The sequence below is a fragment of the Herbidospora daliensis genome, assembly GCF_001570585.1.
Lineage (GTDB): Bacteria > Actinomycetota > Actinomycetes > Streptosporangiales > Streptosporangiaceae > Herbidospora > Herbidospora daliensis.
This window is the reverse complement of sequence record NZ_BBXF01000005.1, coordinates 710,698-727,345: the sequence shown is the minus strand read 5'-3', so window position 1 is coordinate 727,345 and position 16,648 is coordinate 710,698. Positions and strand designations below refer to the sequence as shown.

17 protein-coding genes and 1 riboswitch are annotated in these 16,648 nt (G+C 73.7%); of the genes, 6 read left to right on the top strand and 11 right to left on the bottom strand.

What is annotated here, in order from left to right; translation table 11 throughout:
- Nucleotides 1-36: 36 nt before the first annotated feature.
- Nucleotides 37-1,035 (bottom strand): helix-turn-helix transcriptional regulator, encoded by a 999-nt coding sequence (locus tag AW274_RS26570; protein WP_062437269.1) that lies wholly within the window; start codon nucleotides 1,033-1,035, stop codon nucleotides 37-39.
- Between the two features lie 96 nt (nucleotides 1,036-1,131).
- Between AW274_RS26570 and AW274_RS26565 the strand changes: the two genes are divergently transcribed.
- Nucleotides 1,132-1,527, top strand: coding sequence for a RidA family protein (locus tag AW274_RS26565; RefSeq protein WP_062438000.1), 396 nt, complete (start codon nucleotides 1,132-1,134; stop codon nucleotides 1,525-1,527).
- Nucleotides 1,528-1,537: 10 nt separating this feature from the next.
- Here the strand turns inward: AW274_RS26565 and AW274_RS26560 are convergent, their stop codons facing one another.
- A complete protein-coding gene (locus AW274_RS26560) occupies nucleotides 1,538-2,557 on the bottom strand; it encodes a CU044_5270 family protein (protein ID WP_062437268.1) in 1,020 nt (339 codons plus the stop codon).
- Nucleotides 2,554-3,066, bottom strand: a complete 513-nt coding sequence (locus AW274_RS26555) for an RNA polymerase sigma factor (protein WP_232320386.1) — start codon at nucleotides 3,064-3,066, stop codon at nucleotides 2,554-2,556. The genes AW274_RS26560 and AW274_RS26555 overlap by 4 nt, the downstream gene beginning before the upstream one ends.
- 138 nt (nucleotides 3,067-3,204) lie before the next feature.
- Nucleotides 3,205-3,272: riboswitch (guanidine-III (ykkC-III) riboswitch) on the top strand.
- Nucleotides 3,273-3,286: 14 nt separating this feature from the next.
- Between AW274_RS26555 and AW274_RS26550 the strand changes: the two genes are divergently transcribed.
- Together AW274_RS26550 and AW274_RS26545 are read left to right on the top strand one after the other, a co-directional pair.
- Nucleotides 3,287-3,610, top strand: a complete 324-nt coding sequence (locus AW274_RS26550; protein ID WP_062437267.1) for a DMT family transporter — start codon at nucleotides 3,287-3,289, stop codon at nucleotides 3,608-3,610.
- A 66-nt stretch (nucleotides 3,611-3,676) separates the two neighbouring features.
- Nucleotides 3,677-4,600 (top strand): RNA polymerase subunit sigma-70, encoded by a 924-nt coding sequence (locus AW274_RS26545; RefSeq protein WP_062437266.1) that lies wholly within the window; start codon nucleotides 3,677-3,679, stop codon nucleotides 4,598-4,600.
- Nucleotides 4,601-4,602: 2 nt separating this feature from the next.
- Here the strand turns inward: AW274_RS26545 and AW274_RS26540 are convergent, their stop codons facing one another.
- From AW274_RS26540 to AW274_RS26530, 3 genes are all read right to left on the bottom strand, one after another.
- Nucleotides 4,603-5,166 (bottom strand): dihydrofolate reductase family protein, encoded by a 564-nt coding sequence (locus AW274_RS26540; protein ID WP_062437265.1) that lies wholly within the window; start codon nucleotides 5,164-5,166, stop codon nucleotides 4,603-4,605.
- Nucleotides 5,167-5,235: 69 nt separating this feature from the next.
- Entirely contained in the window at nucleotides 5,236-6,315 is a 1,080-nt protein-coding gene (locus AW274_RS26535) for a hypothetical protein (protein ID WP_062437264.1), read from the bottom strand.
- A 175-nt stretch (nucleotides 6,316-6,490) separates the two neighbouring features.
- Nucleotides 6,491-7,528 (bottom strand): nitronate monooxygenase, encoded by a 1,038-nt coding sequence (locus AW274_RS26530; RefSeq protein WP_062437263.1) that lies wholly within the window; start codon nucleotides 7,526-7,528, stop codon nucleotides 6,491-6,493.
- 92 nt (nucleotides 7,529-7,620) lie between these two features.
- Here AW274_RS26530 and AW274_RS26525 point away from each other — a divergent pair, with 92 nt between their 5' ends.
- On the top strand, nucleotides 7,621-8,466 hold the full coding sequence (locus AW274_RS26525; protein ID WP_062437262.1) for a LysR family transcriptional regulator: 846 nt from the start codon (nucleotides 7,621-7,623) through the stop codon (nucleotides 8,464-8,466).
- On the opposite strand, the gene AW274_RS26520 is transcribed toward AW274_RS26525, so the two are convergent.
- On the bottom strand, nucleotides 8,463-9,110 hold the full coding sequence (locus AW274_RS26520) for a response regulator (protein ID WP_062437261.1): 648 nt from the start codon (nucleotides 9,108-9,110) through the stop codon (nucleotides 8,463-8,465). The genes AW274_RS26525 and AW274_RS26520 overlap by 4 nt on opposite strands.
- Nucleotides 9,107-10,120: a sensor histidine kinase gene (locus tag AW274_RS26515; RefSeq protein ID WP_062437260.1), complete on the bottom strand. Its 1,014-nt coding sequence runs from the start codon at nucleotides 10,118-10,120 to the stop codon at nucleotides 9,107-9,109. The genes AW274_RS26520 and AW274_RS26515 overlap by 4 nt, the downstream gene beginning before the upstream one ends.
- Before the next feature lie 149 nt (nucleotides 10,121-10,269).
- Here AW274_RS26515 and AW274_RS26510 point away from each other — a divergent pair, with 149 nt between their 5' ends.
- A complete protein-coding gene (locus AW274_RS26510) occupies nucleotides 10,270-11,109 on the top strand; it encodes an alpha/beta hydrolase (RefSeq protein WP_062437259.1) in 840 nt (279 codons plus the stop codon).
- Nucleotides 11,102-12,109: an acyltransferase family protein gene (locus AW274_RS26505; RefSeq protein ID WP_062437258.1), complete on the top strand. Its 1,008-nt coding sequence runs from the start codon at nucleotides 11,102-11,104 to the stop codon at nucleotides 12,107-12,109. The genes AW274_RS26510 and AW274_RS26505 overlap by 8 nt, the downstream gene beginning before the upstream one ends.
- Here AW274_RS26505 and AW274_RS26500 read toward each other — a convergent pair.
- The 3 genes from AW274_RS26500 to AW274_RS26490 all read right to left on the bottom strand — a co-directional run bounded on the left by AW274_RS26500 (nucleotide 12,090) and on the right by AW274_RS26490 (nucleotide 16,646).
- Complete coding sequence (locus AW274_RS26500) at nucleotides 12,090-13,988, bottom strand: hypothetical protein (protein WP_062437257.1); 1,899 nt, start codon at nucleotides 13,986-13,988, stop codon at nucleotides 12,090-12,092. The genes AW274_RS26505 and AW274_RS26500 overlap by 20 nt on opposite strands.
- Before the next feature lie 36 nt (nucleotides 13,989-14,024).
- Nucleotides 14,025-15,452, bottom strand: coding sequence for an FAD-dependent monooxygenase (locus AW274_RS26495; protein WP_062437256.1), 1,428 nt, complete (start codon nucleotides 15,450-15,452; stop codon nucleotides 14,025-14,027).
- Nucleotides 15,453-15,635: 183 nt separating this feature from the next.
- A complete protein-coding gene (locus tag AW274_RS26490) occupies nucleotides 15,636-16,646 on the bottom strand; it encodes a DUF4331 family protein (RefSeq protein ID WP_062437255.1) in 1,011 nt (336 codons plus the stop codon).
- Between the last annotated feature and the right edge of the window lie 2 nt (nucleotides 16,647-16,648).

The following is a 16,648-nucleotide window of genomic DNA, read 5'->3' as shown; positions in this document are numbered from 1 at the left end:
GGGAGAGACCGGCGGCAACGCGTTTTCGGCGCGGGCTCAGGCCGGCGGCCGGGCGGGCGGAGCCGTACCGGAGCCGTATCTGTCGGCGAGTGCGACGGCGCGTTCGTGCAGCGCGGTGCGCAACCACTGCGGCGACAGGGCTTCGGCCCCCGCGCCGAGCCGCCACAACGCCCAGATGGCGTGGCGGGAGTCCTGGAAGGAGACCTCCAGCCGCAGGCGGCCGTCGGGTTCGTCGTCCTCGGCGATGACGGCCAGCGCGGTGCCGGCCAGTTCCTCCCGCCGCGCCGCGTCGAGCAGGACCAGCACGGTGACCTGGTCGCCGCCCGCCCGGAAGCGGGTGCCGCGCTCCTGCCAGGCCCGGTCGAGGTCGACGCGCGCGGGCCGCTCGGCCGCTTCGGCGAGCTCCTCGACGGCCGCGATCCGCGACAACCGGTAGGTGCGGTCGGCGCCCGACCGCGTGGCCAGCAGATAGCCGCGGTCGCGCACGGTCACCAGGCCGATCGGGTCGACGGTGCGCCACTCCGGCCGCTGGTCGGCGGCGGCGTAGTGGATGCGCAGCTTGCGCCCGGCGAGCACCGCGCGCAGCACCCCCGCGGCGACGGCGTCGGGCGCCTCGTCGTGGACCAGCCGCCGCGACAGCAGATCGGTCTCCGGGTCGATGAGCAGCCGCTCGGCCGCCCCGGCGGCGGTGTCGCGGTAGCTGTCGGGCAGCGCGTCGACCACCTTGAGCATCGCCGACGCCAGCGCCGACCCCAGCCCGAACGCCTGCGCGCCCCGCCGCGACCCCGCGATCAGCAGCGCGAGGGCCTCGTCGGGGGTCAACCCGGTGAGCTCGGTACGGAAGCCGGGCAGCAACGTGAACCCGCCGTGCCGGCCCCTCTCGGCGTAGACCGGCACCCCCGCCGCCGACAGCGCCTCGATGTCGCGCAGGACGGTGCGGGTCGACACCTCCAGCTCCCCGGCCAGCGCCGACGCGGACAACCGGCCGTGCCGCCGGAGCAGCAGCACCAGGGAGACCAGCCGGTCGGCACGCATACGGAAACCTTAGGAGGAATACACGACAGAGGATGTCGTGATTCGGCGGGAGGCTCTGACCGTACCCACGCGAACGAACGGAGTCTTCTCATGGCGCTGCGGCGAACGGCCGTCAACCCGGTGACGTGGTCGCTGGAACTGGGCTTCAACCAGGGCGAACTGGTCACCGGCGAGAGCCGGACCCTCTACCTGTCGGGCCAGACGGCGATGGACGCCGACGGCAAGCCCCGGCACTCCGACGACATGGCGGGGCAGCTCGCCCTGAGCCTCGACAACGTCGAGGCGGTGCTGGCCGGGGCGGACATGGCGCTGCCGGACCTGGTCCGGCTGAACGTCTACACGACCGACGTCGACCTGCTCTTCCAGCACTACGGCGTGCTGGCCGCCCGGCTCGGGGCGGCCGGGGCGGCGCCGGCGACGACGATGCTCGGAGTGACGCGGCTGGCCGTTCCCGGTCAGCTGGTCGAACTCGAAGGAACCGCGGTGGCGTGACGGGCGGCGTCTACGGGGCCGACGGGGCGGGCTCGGCGTTGGTCCAGCCCGACTCCAGCACCACGTTGACCCGGTAACCCTCCTGCTTCGGCATGGTGGAGACCTCGAAGGTCAGCACCTTGGAGGTGCCGGGGTCGATGATCAGCCTGATCGGGGGGGTGCGGTCTCCCTGGATCAGGAAGGTCACGGCGACGCCCGCCCGGCCCTGCGGGTCGGTGGCCGGGCCGTCGACCCGCACCCCGGGCAGCGTCGCCAGCGCCCGGTAGGCGGCACTGCGCACCTGAGGGGAGGCGGGCAGTTCGTACAGGAGCGAGGCCAGGGTGCGCGGCAGGCCCGCTTCCGGCGGCCCGGCGCCGTCGTCTCTGCGGATCGCCTCGAGGGCGCGCTCCTTCAGCGCTTCCGGGTCGGTGGGCAGCGCCTGGATCTCCTTCAGGGTCATCGGCAGGGCACTCCAGTAGAGCCGGGACTTCCTGCCGTTCTGGAAGAACGTGCCTTGGCCGGGGGAGGTGGAGTAGACGCCGCCGTCGGGCCCCATCGGCCACTCGGTCGGCGAGCCGTCGCGGCGCCAGGCCGCCAGGTCCGAGGGGCGGGCGATTTCCCTGAAGCCGGTCCAGGTGCGCCCGTCCTCGGCCGCCCACGTCTCCGACACGCCGGTGAGCTCCAGGTGGTAGGTGTCGCCCTTCTTGCCGAACGGCCGCGACCGCAATCCCGTGGACGACTCCTTGAGGTGCCAGTAGGCCCCCGTGGGGGCGGCTTCGGCTTTGGCGGCCGCGACCAGCAGGATCGAGACCGGTGCGGCCGGGGGAGAGGGCGGTGCGGTGGGGGTGACCTGGTCGAGGAGCAGCGCCGTCGCAGCCGCGGCCGCCGCGAGCCCGATGGCGCCGGCCCGCCACGGCCGTCGCCGGGCTGTCCGGCGCGGCTGTGGCTGAGTGCTCAGGATCGCCTCGCGCAGTTCGCGCGCGCCGGGCCCCGGCTCCGGCGCGTGCGGTGCGGGGTCGATGGCCTTCACCAGGTGGTCGATGTCGCTCATGTCTCTCCCATCGCGATCGTCAAGGACGCCTGCCGCTCCAGCGCCGCCGCCAGCCGCTTGCGCGCTCGATGCAGCCGGGTCCGGGCGGTGAAGGCCGTGCATCCCACCACTTTGGCGATCCGGTCGCTGGTCAGGCCCTCCCAGCAGGCCAGCGCCAGGACCTCGCGGTCGCGTTCGCGCAACTCGTCGAAGGCGGCGCGGACGTGCTCCAGCTCGACCGGCGTGACCGGCCGGTCGGCGGCCAGTTCCGCGCGCAGCCGTTCGGCGAGCACCGCCCTGCGGGTCGCGCCGCGCTGCTGGTTGGCCAGGACGCGGCGGGCCACCCCGTACAACCACAACAGCGCCTCCTCGCCCTCGGGCAGGTCGCCGATGCGCCGCCAGACGGTGAGGAAGGTCTCGGAGATGACGTCGGCCGTGTCGTCGGGGGAACCGGTGCGGCGGGCGGCGTACTGGTGTATCGCCGGGTAGTACGCGTCATAGACCGCTTCGAAGCGATCTCGATGTGTCACGGCGTCTCCTTGCCGCAGGTGGTCGGACACCTGGTAGATGTCCGGCACCCTGCGGAATGTGACGGGTCGGGATCTCACCATCGTTTCGGCGGAATTGTGAGATGGGGGAATCATCCGCGTAACACGGCCGTTGACCCGGATGCGGCCCGACGACGGGATCCGCCCGGACGAGACGCGCCGTACCCGGACCGCCAAGACGACGCTCCCACAAGGAGTCGTCATGGCCTGGATCCTCCTCATCGCCGCCGGTCTCTTCGAGGTCGCGATGGCCTACTCGCTCAAGCTCAGCGACGGGTTCTCCGTGCCCGTCCCGGCCGTCGCCTTCGTCGGCTTCGCCGTTCTCAGCTTCGGGCTGCTCGCGGTCGCGCTGAAGAGCCTGGACGTCGGCACCGCCTACGCCGTCTGGACCGGCATCGGCGCGGTCGGCACGGCCACCCTCGGCATGATCCTGCTCGGCGACGACGTGAGCCCTCTCAAGATCGTGTCGATCTTCCTCATCCTCGCGGGCGTGGTCGGCCTCAACCTGGCGGGCGCCGGTCACTGACCGATCAGAAATCCGCGGCCGGGCCGTCAGTTCCTTCGTGAGGCCCCGGTGGAAGGATCGACGACCATGACCGACGACGCCGCGCGGTTCGCGCTGCTGACCGAGCGCCATCGGCGTGAGCTGCAGGTGCACTGCTACCGCATGCTCGCGAACTACCAGGACGCGCAGGACCTGACGCAGGAGACGCTCCTGCGGGCGTGGCGCCGGCGGGAGACGTTCCAGGGGCAGGCGAGCCTGCGGACCTGGCTCTACCGGATCGCGACCAACGCCTGCCTCGACCACCTGGAGAAGCGCACACCCGTGCCGGCCGGGCTGGCGGACCTCCAGCCCTACCCCGACGTGATGCTGCCCGAGGACCCGCAGGAATCGGTGGTGGCGCGGGAGACGATCGAGCTGGCGTTCGTCGTCGCGGTCCGGCACCTGCCGCCCCGGCAGCGGGCGGTGTTCATCCTGCGCGACGTCCAGGGCTGGCCGGCGGCGAAGGCGGCCGAGACCCTCGGGCTGACCGTCGCGTCGGTGACCAGCGCGTTGCAGCGGGCCCGGGTGACGGTGCGCGAGCGGTTGCCCGGCCGCCGCCTCGACTGGCGCAGCCCCGCCACGCACGAGTTGTCGGAGGAGGAGCGCGGCGTCGTGAGGGCGTACATGGACGCCCATGAGCGCAACGACCTCGACGGGCTGAGCGCCCTGCTCCGCGACGACCTGCGCTTCGCGATGCTGCCGGTGCCGGGCACGGTGACCACGACGGCCAGGGAGGCGGTGGACGGCTGGGTCTCCGGCGGGCTCTTCCGGCCCGGCCACGACGACTGGCGCTGCGCCGCCACGACGCTCAACCGCATGCCCGCCGCCGCGCTCTACCTGCGCGCCCCCGGCGACACGCGGCACCGGTTGTACACGATCGCGGTGCTGCACGTCGTCGACGGGCGGATCGCCGAGCTCACCGGGTTCGACGCCAGGGACCGACCCTGGCTGGGCCTGTCCCCGGCGTTGTGAGGTCAGCGCCTCGTCTCGTACCGGGTCAGCAGCACGCCGCCGGGGAACGTGCGCGTCTCCACCAGGGTCAGGTTCACCCAGCCGTCCAGGGCCGTGAAGAACGGTCTGCCGCCGCCCAGCAGGACCGGGGCGGTGACCAGCACGTACTCGTCGATCAGGCCGGCCCGCATGGCGGTGGCGGCGAGGGTGGCGCCGCAGACGTCCATCGGGCCGCCGTCTCCGGCCTTGAGCCGGGTGATCTCGGTGACCGCGTCGCCGGTGACCAGGCGGGTGTTCCAGTCGACCGTGTCGATCGTCGAGGAGAACACCGCCTTCGGCATGTCCCGCCAGCGGCGGGCGAACTCGATGTGCGCCGGGGTGGCGCCGGGCCGCCGGTCGGCGGTCGGCCAGTCGGCGCTCATCGTCTCCCACATCCTGCGCCCGTAGAGCGCCAGGGCGGTCGCCCCCACCCGGTCGGACCACCACTGGAACAACTCGTCGCTCGGTGTGCTCCAGCCGAGGTCGTCGCCGGGTGCGGCGACGTAGCCGTCGAGGCTCAGGTTCATGGCGAAGACCAGTTTCCGCATCGTGCCTGCCTTCCGTGAGTTTCGGTTCACACGTACAGACGGGCACGACGCGGAGAACTCATCGCTTCTCTATTGGGTCGAGGTGTACGACACGAACGACGCGCGGTCGGCACGGGTCACGTTGGTCCAGCACTGGACGTTCCGCACCGTGGCGACGCCGCCCATGGTGTTCCAGATCGACTGCAGGTTGCAGTGGTCGGGGTTGTTGCCGTAGGCCGTCACCTGCACGTGGTCGATCGCGTATCCCACCAGCGGGAACGTGACCATGCGCAGGCCCAGGCCGGTCGACCGCACCGTGTTGACCCCGCCCTGCGAGTTGTAGTTGACGCCGGCCGGGGCCGGCGCGTAGGGCCCGGGGTTGGCCGGGGTGTGGTCGAAGGTGTACCCGAACGCCTTCGGCGGCACCCAGCGCCCGTTGATGTTGCGCTCCCGCTGGTAGGTCAGGCTCCAGCCGGAGTGCATCGGGGTGTTGACCGCGTTGAAGCACCGGACTTCGATCTGCTGGACGACCGCTCCCGGCGCCCAGTTGACCACCTTGCACCTGGCCTGGGCCAGGTCGTTCTGCGCCGTCACCTGGATGCCGCCGGCCACGGCGGCGGAGCCGAGGCCGTTCATGTCGACCTTGTACCAGCCGACGCCCAGCACGCTGACGAGGTTCGCGCCGAACGCGGAGTTGTAGGAGGCGATGATCCCGCCGTTGTAGTGGACGTAGCCGAAGCCCTGGGTGCCGGGCCCGGCCATGGGGGGCGTGCTCTCCGACCAGGTGACCGTGAACGGAACGGTGGTCGGCGCGCCGCCGAACTGGTGACACCTGACCACGACGATCTGGTCGGGGCCGATGGGCATCCACTTGGCGACCTGGCAGATGTGCGGCCCGGTCGACACGGCGGTGGCGTGGGCGACGCCGCCCGGCCCGGCGATCTGCGGGAACCGGACGATCGTCTCGCCGGCCCCGCCCGGGGTGACGCTCACGTTGAAGCCGCCCGGCCAGCTTCCAGCCTGGTGGGCGAGGCTGGGGACGCCGACGGGGACGTTGACGTAGGCGTAGCCCCAGCGGTTCGGCACGGCGGCCTGCGCGGGGCTGGTGGCGACCTGCACGAGGCCGAGGGCGATCGCGACCGCCAGCAGGATTCTTGATAATCGCGTCACGGGTTTCCTTCCGGTGGGGAGAAGTTCTCACGCCGTTCATAAACCGGAAACGCGATGGTGAGAAGCGGGGATCCCGCTAAGTGAGACGGTTCACCTGCGCGGCTTTTCGGGCCGCGGAAATCGAATTCGGGCCGATGACGGAAATAGCGCTACGAAGAATTCGCGCCGCGATCCGTCAGAGCCACAACCGGCGCGTGAGACCCGTCAGGATGCGCGTCGCGGGTTCGGCCGTGGCGTTGTGGTAGCCGGTGCCGGCCCACAGATTGACCCTTTCCGCGTCGCCCTTGGCGGCGGCGGCCTTGCGGATCGGGCTGGTCAGGTGGTGGAGGGCGGGATAGCCCAATGGGGCCTGGGCGGTGTAGCGGTCGGTGAACTCGTTGCGCAGCCCCCGGGCCGGGCGGCCGGTGAAGGCGCGGGTGATCACCGTGCAGCGCCGCCGGGTGTCGGCCAGGGCGTCGCGGTGCGGGGTCGACGCGCCGCTCTCGTCGGAGCGCAGCAGCACCGTGCCGACGCTCACCGCGGCGGCTCCGGTGGCCAGGGCGGTGCCGACGGCGGTCGGGGTCGCGATGCCGCCCGCGCCGATCAGCGGCAGCCGCACGGCCGCCCCGACCTCGCCGAGCAGCTGGGGGAGGGGCGTCTCCGGCGGGACCCGCTCGGGCGTGAGGGTGCCCGAGTGGCCGCCGGCGGCGGACGCCTGGACCGCGAGGAGATCCACGCCCAGCTCGGCGGCGGCCCTGGCCTCCTCGGCCGAGGTGACGGTTTGCACGACGAGGGTGCCGGCCGCGCGCAGGGCCGCGACGGTCCGGGCGTCGGGCAGGCCGAAGGTGAAGCTCACCACCGGGACCGGGTCGGTCAGCAGCAGGTCGATCTTCTCGTGCCAGTGGTCGTCGTCCTCGGTCGGCGTGCCGCCGCCGACCTCCACGCCGTAGCGGTCGGCCTCGGCGCGCAGCAGGTCGGCGTACGCGCGGTAGAGGGCCGGGTCGACGGGGACGGGGTTGGGGGCGAAGACGTTCACCCCGAAGAGCACGCCCGCCGCGCGGACCTGGCCGATCTGCTCGGCGAGCAGATCGGGGGTCTTGTAGCCCGCGGCGACGAACCCGAGGCCACCGGCCTTCGCCGCCGCGATCACCAACGCCGGGGTGCTGGCCCCGCCGGCCATCGGAGCCGCCAGGACGGGGGAGGTCAGTCCCAGACCGGTGAGGACACTGTGCACGATCGATCCTTTCGGTGCGTCGTCACTCCGACGCTAGAGCGGCCCCGGGGCTTCCGGAAATGCCTATTGTCGTGCATCTATGCTTGACGGTTATGGATGTTGAGCTCCGCCATCTGCGGGCGTTCGTCACGGTGGCCCGGCTGGGGTCCTTCACCCGCGCCGCCGACGAGATGGCGCTCACCCAGCCCGCCCTGAGCCGGACCATCCGCCAGCTGGAGGACGTGCTCCAGGTGCGGCTGCTCGACCGGAGCTCCCGGCACGTCGAGCTGACGTGCGAGGGACGGCAGTTCCTCGACGACGCCGAGCGGGTGCTGGCCGACGTCGACCGCGCCGTGGCGACGGCCCGGCACCAGAGCAGGCTCCGGCTGGGGTTCAGCTGGCTGCTGCCCGACCCGTGGGCGCAGGAGATCGTCACCCGGTTCGAGGAGGCGACCGGGAGCACGGTCGTCATGGTCCGCGCCGACGACGTGATCGCGGCCGTCGAACGCGGCACGGTCGACGTCGCGCTGCTGCGCGGCGACCCGAGGTCGCCCACCTCGGGCGAGCTGCGGCTCGTCCATCTCTTCGACGAGGCCCGGGTGGCGGTCTGCTCCGCCGACTGCGAGCTGGCCGCGCTCGACCACGTCGACTGGGACGAGATCCCCGACTGGCCCCTGGTCGTGAACGTCCTGAGCGGGACCACCGGCCCGTGGTCGTGGCCCGACCGGCAGCCCCGCGCCGTCGTCGAGACCGAGAACTTCGACGAGTGGATCGAGTCGGTCGCGGCCGGGCGCGGCATCGGGGTCGTGCCGGAGGTCGCCATGCGGCGGTCGGTGCACCCCGCCGTGACGTTCGTGCCGCTGTGCGACGCCCCGCCGATCCCGGTGTCGCTGGCCTTCGTGCCCGGCCGCCAGGAGCGGCTGGTGCGCGCGTTCGTGGAGGCCGCCGTCCAGGCTTAGGGTGCCAGGCCGGTCTCGTACGCGATGATCACCAACTGCACCCGGTCGCGGGCGGCCAGCTTCACCAGGAGCCGGGTCACGTGGGCCTTGACCGTCGCCGGGGTGATGAACAACTCGGCCGCGATCTCGGCGTTCGACCGGCCGCGCCCGATCAGGGTGAGGACCTCGCGCTCGCGTTCGGTGATCACGCTCAGCGCCCGGTGTTCCGGACGGGCCCGCGGGCGGGCCGCGAAGGCCGCGATCAGCCGCCGGGTCACGGCGGGTGCGATCAGGGCGTCACCGGCGGCGACCACCCGCACCGCGCTCAGGATGTCGTCGAGCGCCATGTCCTTCACCAGGAACCCGGCCGCTCCGGCGCGCAGAGCGCCGTAGACGTTCTCGTCGTCGTCGAAGGTCGTCAGCACGACCACCCGCGCGCCGCCGCCCGCCTCGGTGATGCGCCGGGTCGCCTCGACGCCGTCCATGCCGGGCATGCGGAGGTCCATCACGACCACGTCGGGGCCGAGTTCGCGGGTGAGGCGGACCGCGTCGGCGCCGGTCCCGGCCTCTCCGGCGACCTCCAGGCCGGGCGCGTCGGCGATGACCATTCGCAGCGCGGCCCGGATCAGCGGCTGGTCGTCGGCCAGCAGCACGCGCACGGTCATCGTGCCTCCACCGGCAGGCTGGCCGCGACCCGGAACCCGCCGCCGGGCACCGGACCGGCGGTGAACACGCCGCCCAGCAGCGTGGCCCGCTCCCGCATGCCGGCCAGCCCGAAGCCCGGCACGACCGGCCCCCGGCCGCCCCGGCCGCCGTCGACGACCTCGACGGCCACCTCGGCCTCCCGGTAGTCGACGGTCACCGCGCACGAGCCGGTCGCGGCGTGCCGGGCCACGTTGGTGACCGCCTCCTGAATGATCCGGTACGCCGCCATGTCGACCTCCGGCGGCAACGTCCGCCGCGCACCGAGTTCCCTGAACTCCACGCGCACCCCCGTCGAGGCGAGCCGCGACAGGTCGGCCAGCCCGCCCGAGGGGGCCGGGTCGCCGTCGCGCAGCGCCACCAGCATGCGGCGCAGCCCGGTGAGCACCTCGCGCCCGGCCGTCTCGATCTCGCCGAGCGCCCGCGCCGCCTCCTCGGGCCGGGTGCCGATCACCCGCCGGGCGGCCCCGGCCTGGAAGGCGATCACCCCGATGGAGTGGGCGACCGTGTCGTGCAGCTCGCGGGAGATGCGCAGCCGCTCGTCGGCGACGGCCTGGGCGGCGGTCCAGCCCACGCGGGCCGCGGCGTGCTCGCCGGCCTGCCCGACGGCCCGGCCGAGCAACCAGGCGATCACGGTGACCAGCACCAGCACGAAGGAGACGGGCGGGGCGGACAGCAGGCAGAGGATCTCCACGCCCGCCGCGGCGGCCAGCGCGATCGACGAGACGCGCCGGGCGGCGGTGGCGGCGATCCGGTAGAGGCCGAAGGCGACCACGGCGAACTGGGCGAACGGCAGCACCCCGACGGAGAGCAGCCCGCCGACCGGCAACGTGACCAGCAGGAACGCGAGGCCGGGCAGCGGCCGCCGGTCGAGCAGCGCGCCGCCCGCCACGACGAGCACGGTCGTGACCGCCAGCACGGCCAGGTCGGAACCGGCCGGGGAGCCGCCGCGCGACAGAACCACGACGAGCACGCCGACCGCTCACGGCGGGACCGTCCACCACAAGCCCGGTTGAATCATGGGCCGATCGTAGGTTCGCGGCGGTATACGGGGAATCGGACCGTGGTCGTACGCCCCGGCTCCGATGCGCCGCCACCACGGCCTCCGGCATCGTCCCCGGCATGAAGCGACTGCTCGGATCCCTCCTGCTCACCGCGTCGGTGGCCGTGCCGGTCGGCGGCCAAGGCGTCGCCGCGCCACCGGAGACCCCGGTGGCCTTCGGCCCGGCGCAGTACGCGCTGACCAGGGAGGCCATCGGCCAGGCCGCCCGGCTCGCGGCCGAACGCGGCGACGCCACCCGGGCCGCGTCGCTGCGCGCGATGGCGAGCCCGTCGCGCGCCTTCCTGGCCTTCGACGGCCACGACGGCGGCACGGCGGTCGAGGTGGTCGGCGTGCTCCCGGCCCGGACCGTCGCGGTCGTCGTCCCGGGCGCGGGCACCACCCTCGACGCCTACGGGCGGCTCCGGGGCGGCGCGACCCGTCTCCAGGCCGCGCTCGGGCCCGGCTCGGCGGTGATCGCCTGGCTCGGCTATCCGGCCCCGCGCCTGCTCAGCCTCGGCTCGGTGACCACCACGCGCGCCGACGCGGCGGCCCCGCGCCTGCGCGCGTTCGTCACCGGGCTCGCCGCCGCCCACCCGGGCGCGCGGATCTCCCTGCTCTGCCACTCCTACGGCGCCGTCGTGTGCGCCCGCGCCGCGCCGGGCCTGCCGGTCGAGAACCTGGTCCTGTACGGCGCCGCTGGCGTCCCGGCCGAATCGGCCGCCGCCCTGCGCAGCCCGGCGACCGTCTGGGCCGGCCGGGGCCGCGACGACTGGATCGGGGACGTGCCCGCGATCTTCGGAGCCGACCCCGTGTCCCCGGGTTTCGGCGCGCGGCCGTTCGACGCCGGGGAGGCCGGGCACGGCGACTACCTGCTGGGCCGGTCGCTGACGAGCATCGCCGGGATCGTGGCCCATGCGTGACCGGGGCGTCGACGCGCTGCGCGCCCTCGCGATCGCGGGGGTGGTGTGCGGCCACTGGCTCGTCACCGCGCTCGTCGCCGACAGCGGCACGATCAGGGTGACGAGCCCGCTGAAGCACCTGCCCGAACTGGCCCCGGTGTCGTGGCTCCTCCAGACGATGGCGCTGTTCTTCCTGGTCGGCGGCATGGTCGCGGCCCGGAGCACGACCCCGCTCCGGTTCCGGCTGGCCCGGCTGCTGCGCCCGCTGCCCGCCCTCGCCGGGGTGTGGGCGGTCGTGGTGGTGGTGCTGCTCGCCTGCGGCGCGGACCCCGGCACGGTGGCGGCGCTGGCCAAGCTGGTGTGGGCGCCGCTGTGGTTCCTGCCCGTCTATGGCGCGCTGATGGCGGTCACGCCGCTGGTGGCCAGGCTGCATCCCGGCTGGCCGGTGGCCGTGGTCGCGGCCGTCGACCTGGCCCGGTTCGCCTTCGACGCCCCGGGCTGGGTCGGCTGGCTCAACGTGGGGGCGGCCTGGCTGGTGCCCTACTGCGTGGGACTGGGCCGGCGGCGGCACAACGGCTGGGTGCTGCTGGCGGGCGGGGCGGTCGCGACCGGCGTCCTGGTCACGGCCGGGGGTTACCCGGCGGCCATGGTTGGGGTGCCCGGAGCGGCGGTGTCGAACCAGTCGCCGCCGACGCTGGCCGCCGTGACGTTCGGGCTGGCCCAGGCGGGCGCGGCGCTGCTGCTGCTCGGCCCGCTGCGCCGGCTGATGCGCCGGCCGGCCCTGTGGGGCCTGGTCGCGGCGGTGAACCTGTCGGCGATGACCGTCTACGTCTGGCACCAGACGGCCCTCATCAGCGTGACCGCGCTCGGGCTGCCCTTCGGGCCGCTGGCCGGGCTGCACACCGGGCCCGATGATCCGGGCTGGGTGGCGGCCCGGCTCGCCTGGCTGCCGCTGTTCGGGCTCGCCCTGCTGGCCTGCCGGGCCGTGTTTCAGCGGCCCGTCACGGTGTCGCCCCGGTGAGCTGGGCGTGCAGCCGCCGGCACTCGTGGACGAAGCGGAGCGTGCGCGGACTGCGCGCGTTCTCGGCGACGACCGGGATCGCCCCGCGCGCCCCGGCCAGGCGGGCGACGTCGGCGGCGAAGGCGACGAGTTCGGTCAGCGTCAGCGTCATGTGCTCGCGTTCGCTCGGCAGCACCGACGGCAACACGGCGCTCAGGACGCGCCACACCTCCGCGTGGCCGCCGGCCTCGGCGAGCTCGCGCAGCACCGCGACGGTGGGGCGGGTCTGCCGGCCGGTGCGGCGCAGCACCAGCACGAGCTGGCGGGCGACCTCCTCGGCGGGCAGTTCGCCCGTGGCCGCCATGGCCTGGAACAGCGGGACCACACCGGGCGCGCCGCAGGCCACCAGGAACGCGACGATCACCGCCGTCGACCGGCCGACCGGGCCCTCGCCGAGTGCCAGGCCGGTCAGGTCTGGCGTCACCCGTTCGCCCAGCAGGTAGGGCAGCAGGTTGAGCGCCACGACCTCGCGATGGGAGGGCAGCATGGCGGGCCAGTCGCCCAGCTGTCCGGCGGAGTCGTCGACCATCCAGTCGCGGGGTTCGCGCAGCAGCACCTCGTCGATCAGCGGGAGGCCGGTCGGGGTGGTGACCCGCAACATCGGCCGCAGCCGGAGCTCTAGGCGCTCGTCGAGCTCGTCGTCGCCGAGGTCGACCATGGTGGCGTTCACCATGCGCTGCCAGGTGAACCCGCACTCGGGGTCGGCCAGGCCGTCGCCGGCCAGCCAGCGGGCGGCCTCGCCCGCCGCGGCCGAGCCGATCCGGGCGGCCCGCTCGGCCGCCGCCGGGTGGCGGCCCCGGGGCAGGCGCAGCAGCGCCTGCGCGAGGTCGGCGGGGAGCGGCTCCACACCGGCGGCCGCGCAGGTCTCCAGCCGGTCGACCAGCACGCCGGGGTCGAGGTGGCCGCTCGGGCGGGTCGGCGTCGCCAGCAGCACCGGCGGCAGGGCGTCGTCGCGGAGGGCGGCGGCGACCTCCGCGTAGCGGTGCAGCTGGAACTCGTGGAGCGGGGCCAGGGCGCCCGAACGCGGCAGCCGGTTCCGCCGCCGCCACTCGTCGGGCCCGGACAGTTCCTCGGGCAGGACCGAACGCAGCCGCGACGGGACGAAGGCGACGGTGACCTCGACGAGGGGCTCGCCGGGGCCGGGCGGGGGCACCTCCACGTCGGCCCGCATCGCAGCGATCCGGACGGGGTCGACGCCGAGCTCGGCCATGCGCGCGAAGACGTGGTCGTGGAGGTGGTCGGGCATGACCTCCTCGGCGTCGTCGTAGACGACGCCGGGACGGATCACCGGGTCGTGGTCGTAGCCGGACCAGGCCCGCGCGGGCGGCGGCGGGCGTTCGACGTCGGTGGGGGCGCCGTTCAGGTGGATGCGGCCCCGCGCGTAGGGGATCTCCCGGTCGCCCTCGCGGGCCACCGCCCCGCTCGGGCCGTCGTCGCTGGTCCAGGTGACGAGGAAGACACGCCTCGGGGTGTCGTCGGCGGCGGGGTCGCCGGGATGCCGGCCCATGACGACGAACCGCCGGGGCGGCCAGGCGGGGTCGGGCTCCTCGCCGCGGGTCACCACGCGGACCCTCGTGGAGTGGCCCGACCCCTCCCAGTAGCGGTGCGGTTCGATCGGCGGCACCGCCAGGGCGCTGCCCGGCGTGACGAGCTCGGCGGCCAGCGCGGCCTGCCACTGGGCGGGGTGGAGGTAGGTCTCGCTGGACTGCCGACATCCGTCGTCGGCGTCGACCTGGGACCGCAGTTCGTCGCGCAGCGCCGCCCGATCGGCGGCGGCTCCGGCGACGAAGGTCGCCAGCCAGCGTTCGCCGGAGCCGGGGGGTTCGGTCCAAGGGGTCATGGCGGGCACCCTAGGTCCCGCCACCGACAAACTCGATCAGCCGAACCAGCGGGCCAGGTGGACGTCCAGATCCCGCTGGTCGTCGCCGATCCAGGCGACGTGGCCGTCGGGGCGGAGCAGCACCGCCGGGACGTCCAGCGCGGCCGTCGGATCGGCGAGGTGGTCGACCCGTCCGGACCGGCCGCCGGGGGTGAGGCCGCCGGTCCGGTCGAGCAGCAGGCCCCGGCCGGGCCGCAGCACGCCGAAGAGGCTGCCCTCCTTCAGGCCCACGTCGGGCAGGCGGCGGCCCAGCAGGTCGGGGCCCGGCCCGAAGTCGTACCGGATGTCGATCGCGGTGATCTTCTCGACCAGGCGGCGGTTCACCTCGTCGATGTCCATCAGTTCGGTGAGCAGCCGCCGCACGGCCTGGGGGCCCGGTTCCGGCCGCGAGAGCTCCATCTGGGCGCGGGTGTTGTCGAGCACGGCGGCGGCGACCGGGTGGCGTTCGGCGTGGTAGGTGTCGAGCAGGCCGTCCGGGGCCCAGCCGGCGATCTGACCGGCCAGTTTCCAGCCGAGGTTGACGGCGTCCTGGACGCCCAGGTTGAGGCCCTGTCCGCCGATGGGCGGATGGATGTGCGCCGCGTCGCCGGCCAGCAGCACCCGCCCGACCCGGTAGTGCTCGGCCAGCCGGGTGGCGTCGCCGAAGCGCGACAACCAGCGCGGGGAGTGCACGCCGAAGTCGGTGCCGATGAGGGCGCGCAGCCGCTCCTTGAAGTCGTCCAGGGTGGGCGGTTCGGTGCGGTCGGCGACCTCGGCGGCCGGGACGACCACGCTGTAGACGCCGCCGATCTGCCGGAGCCAGAAGCGCTGGTGGCGGTCGCCGAGCCCGGCGATCGTGGCGGCGATCTCCTCGGGCGGCGCGGCCGCCTCCATCTCGCCCATGAGCGTGTCGTTGCGGGAGGGCTCGCCGGGGAAGCCGACGCCGAGGAGCTTGCGCACCGTGCTGCGCGCGCCGTCGCACCCGACGAGGTACCGCGCGCGCAGCCGCTGCCCGCCGGTCAGTTCGACGGTGACGCCGTCGTCGTCCTGCTGGAAGCCGGTGACGGCCTGCCCGCGCCGGATCTCCGCGCCGAGGCCGGTCGCGTGGTCGGCGAGCAGGCGCTCGATGACCGGCTGCTGGATGCCCACGATGTAGGCGTAGGGGGAGTCGAGGTTCTCGGGCGCGGGTTTGGGGATGGCGGCGAAGAAGCCGGCGGCCGGACGCCGCCGGCCGTGCTCCAGGATCGGGTCGAGGAGGCCGCGCGTCGCCATCAGTTCGAGCGTGCGGATGTGCAGACCGACGATGCGGACGGACGACTTGGGCGCGGTCTCCTTCTCGACGACGAGGACCCGCACACCGTGCGGCCGCAGCTCGGCCGCGAGCATCGCGCCGGTCGGCCCGCTGCCGGCGATGATCACATCGGCGTCGACTTGCGGAGAGTTCATCAGGTGAAGCCTTTCGGGAGTGCCTGGATGACGGCGCTCCCGGCGACACCTATCTCGGTCGCCCGGCCGTGACGGATCGGGGGAGCACCCACGTCGATACAGCGTTCATGGGTCTCACCTCCTCGGGTGTGTCACGGTCGACGGCAAGCTACAAGCCCGCGCTGCTCCCCGTCCACTGCTTTTTCACGACATGTGCGGATCGCCGAGGTACGGGAACCGGTCGAGCGTGTCGGTGTGCGGCGACAGGCCGGTGGGCGGGGCCTCGTTCCTGGTCAGGAACGCGACCCGGATGTCGATGACGTCCTCGGTGAACGTGCGGCCGTTGGGGTAGAACGCCGGCTTGGCCGGGTCGAAGTGCAGCACGTCGGGGAGCAGGCCGTGGTCGTCGATCGCGGCCCGCGCCTCCTCCTCGGTGTAGCCGCCGGTGTGGCCCAGCAGGTGCACGAACTGGTCGGTCCACCGCTCGCGGTCGTGCACCGGCTCACTGGCGTTGTACTCCTCCTTCGTGTCGTCGGTGTTGAAGAAGCTGCTCATCGACGGGTGCCCGGCGCGGTCGGCGTGCACGAGCTCGCCGTCGCGCCGCACGCTGCACCGGCCCCAGACGCGCAGCGTCGGGCTGGGCCGCAACGCGGCGGTCGGCAGCTCGATCGCCATCGAGAAGACGTTGGCGGTGGTGTTGGAGTCGACGCCGGTCCACGGCGACTTCCCGCCCAGGTGCGGCGCGGTGAAGTTCCGGTTGCCGCTGGTGTCGAACAGGTTCTTGATGCCGTCGAAGTCGAAGAAGAACGCGTCGCTGCGGCTCCCGGCGGCCACCGTGTACGCCCCGCTCTCGACCACGTTGGCGCGCGGGCCGAACGAGACGGCGGCGTCGGTCACGATCGGCGTGCCGGCCGCTTCGGGGTCGCGGGCCTGCTCGCCGGTCGCCATGGTGACGCTGTAGGTCTGCGCGCCGTCGGGCCCCGGCGTGCCGAAGACCCAGCTGAAGGCGACGTCGGTCAGCAGGTCGCCGTCGGTGTCGACGTTCATCCGGTAGATCGCGTCGGGGTGCAGGGCGTCGGCGTTCGGATTGGCGTTCAGGATGAGCACGGTCCGGTCGGGGTCGCCGGGCGCGGTGAAGGCGTAGAGGTCGCACAGGTCGAGACGCTGGTCGCCCATGGGCGGGCCGAGGCTGAGGCCGGTGAAGTGGTTGGACATAT

What these genes read in the sequence shown, in the direction of transcription:
- AW274_RS26570 (WP_062437269.1), bottom strand. Translation starts at nt 1,035, where the DNA reads ATGCGTGCCGACCGGCTGGTCTCCCTGGTGCTGCTGCTCCGGCGGCAC.
- AW274_RS26560 (WP_062437268.1), bottom strand. Translation starts at nt 2,557, where the DNA reads ATGAGCGACATCGACCACCTGGTGAAGGCCATCGACCCCGCACCGCAC.
- AW274_RS26550 (WP_062437267.1), top strand. Translation starts at nt 3,287, where the DNA reads ATGGCCTGGATCCTCCTCATCGCCGCCGGTCTCTTCGAGGTCGCGATG.
- AW274_RS26545 (WP_062437266.1), top strand. Translation starts at nt 3,677, where the DNA reads ATGACCGACGACGCCGCGCGGTTCGCGCTGCTGACCGAGCGCCATCGG.
- AW274_RS26540 (WP_062437265.1), bottom strand. Translation starts at nt 5,166, where the DNA reads ATGCGGAAACTGGTCTTCGCCATGAACCTGAGCCTCGACGGCTACGTC.
- AW274_RS26525 (WP_062437262.1), top strand. Translation starts at nt 7,621, where the DNA reads ATGGATGTTGAGCTCCGCCATCTGCGGGCGTTCGTCACGGTGGCCCGG.
- AW274_RS26520 (WP_062437261.1), bottom strand. Translation starts at nt 9,110, where the DNA reads ATGACCGTGCGCGTGCTGCTGGCCGACGACCAGCCGCTGATCCGGGCC.
- AW274_RS26510 (WP_062437259.1), top strand. Translation starts at nt 10,270, where the DNA reads ATGAAGCGACTGCTCGGATCCCTCCTGCTCACCGCGTCGGTGGCCGTG.
- AW274_RS26505 (WP_062437258.1), top strand. Translation starts at nt 11,102, where the DNA reads ATGCGTGACCGGGGCGTCGACGCGCTGCGCGCCCTCGCGATCGCGGGG.
- AW274_RS26500 (WP_062437257.1), bottom strand. Translation starts at nt 13,988, where the DNA reads ATGACCCCTTGGACCGAACCCCCCGGCTCCGGCGAACGCTGGCTGGCG.
- AW274_RS26495 (WP_062437256.1), bottom strand. Translation starts at nt 15,452, where the DNA reads ATGAACTCTCCGCAAGTCGACGCCGATGTGATCATCGCCGGCAGCGGG.
- AW274_RS26490 (WP_062437255.1), bottom strand. Translation starts at nt 16,646, where the DNA reads ATGTCCAACCACTTCACCGGCCTCAGCCTCGGCCCGCCCATGGGCGAC.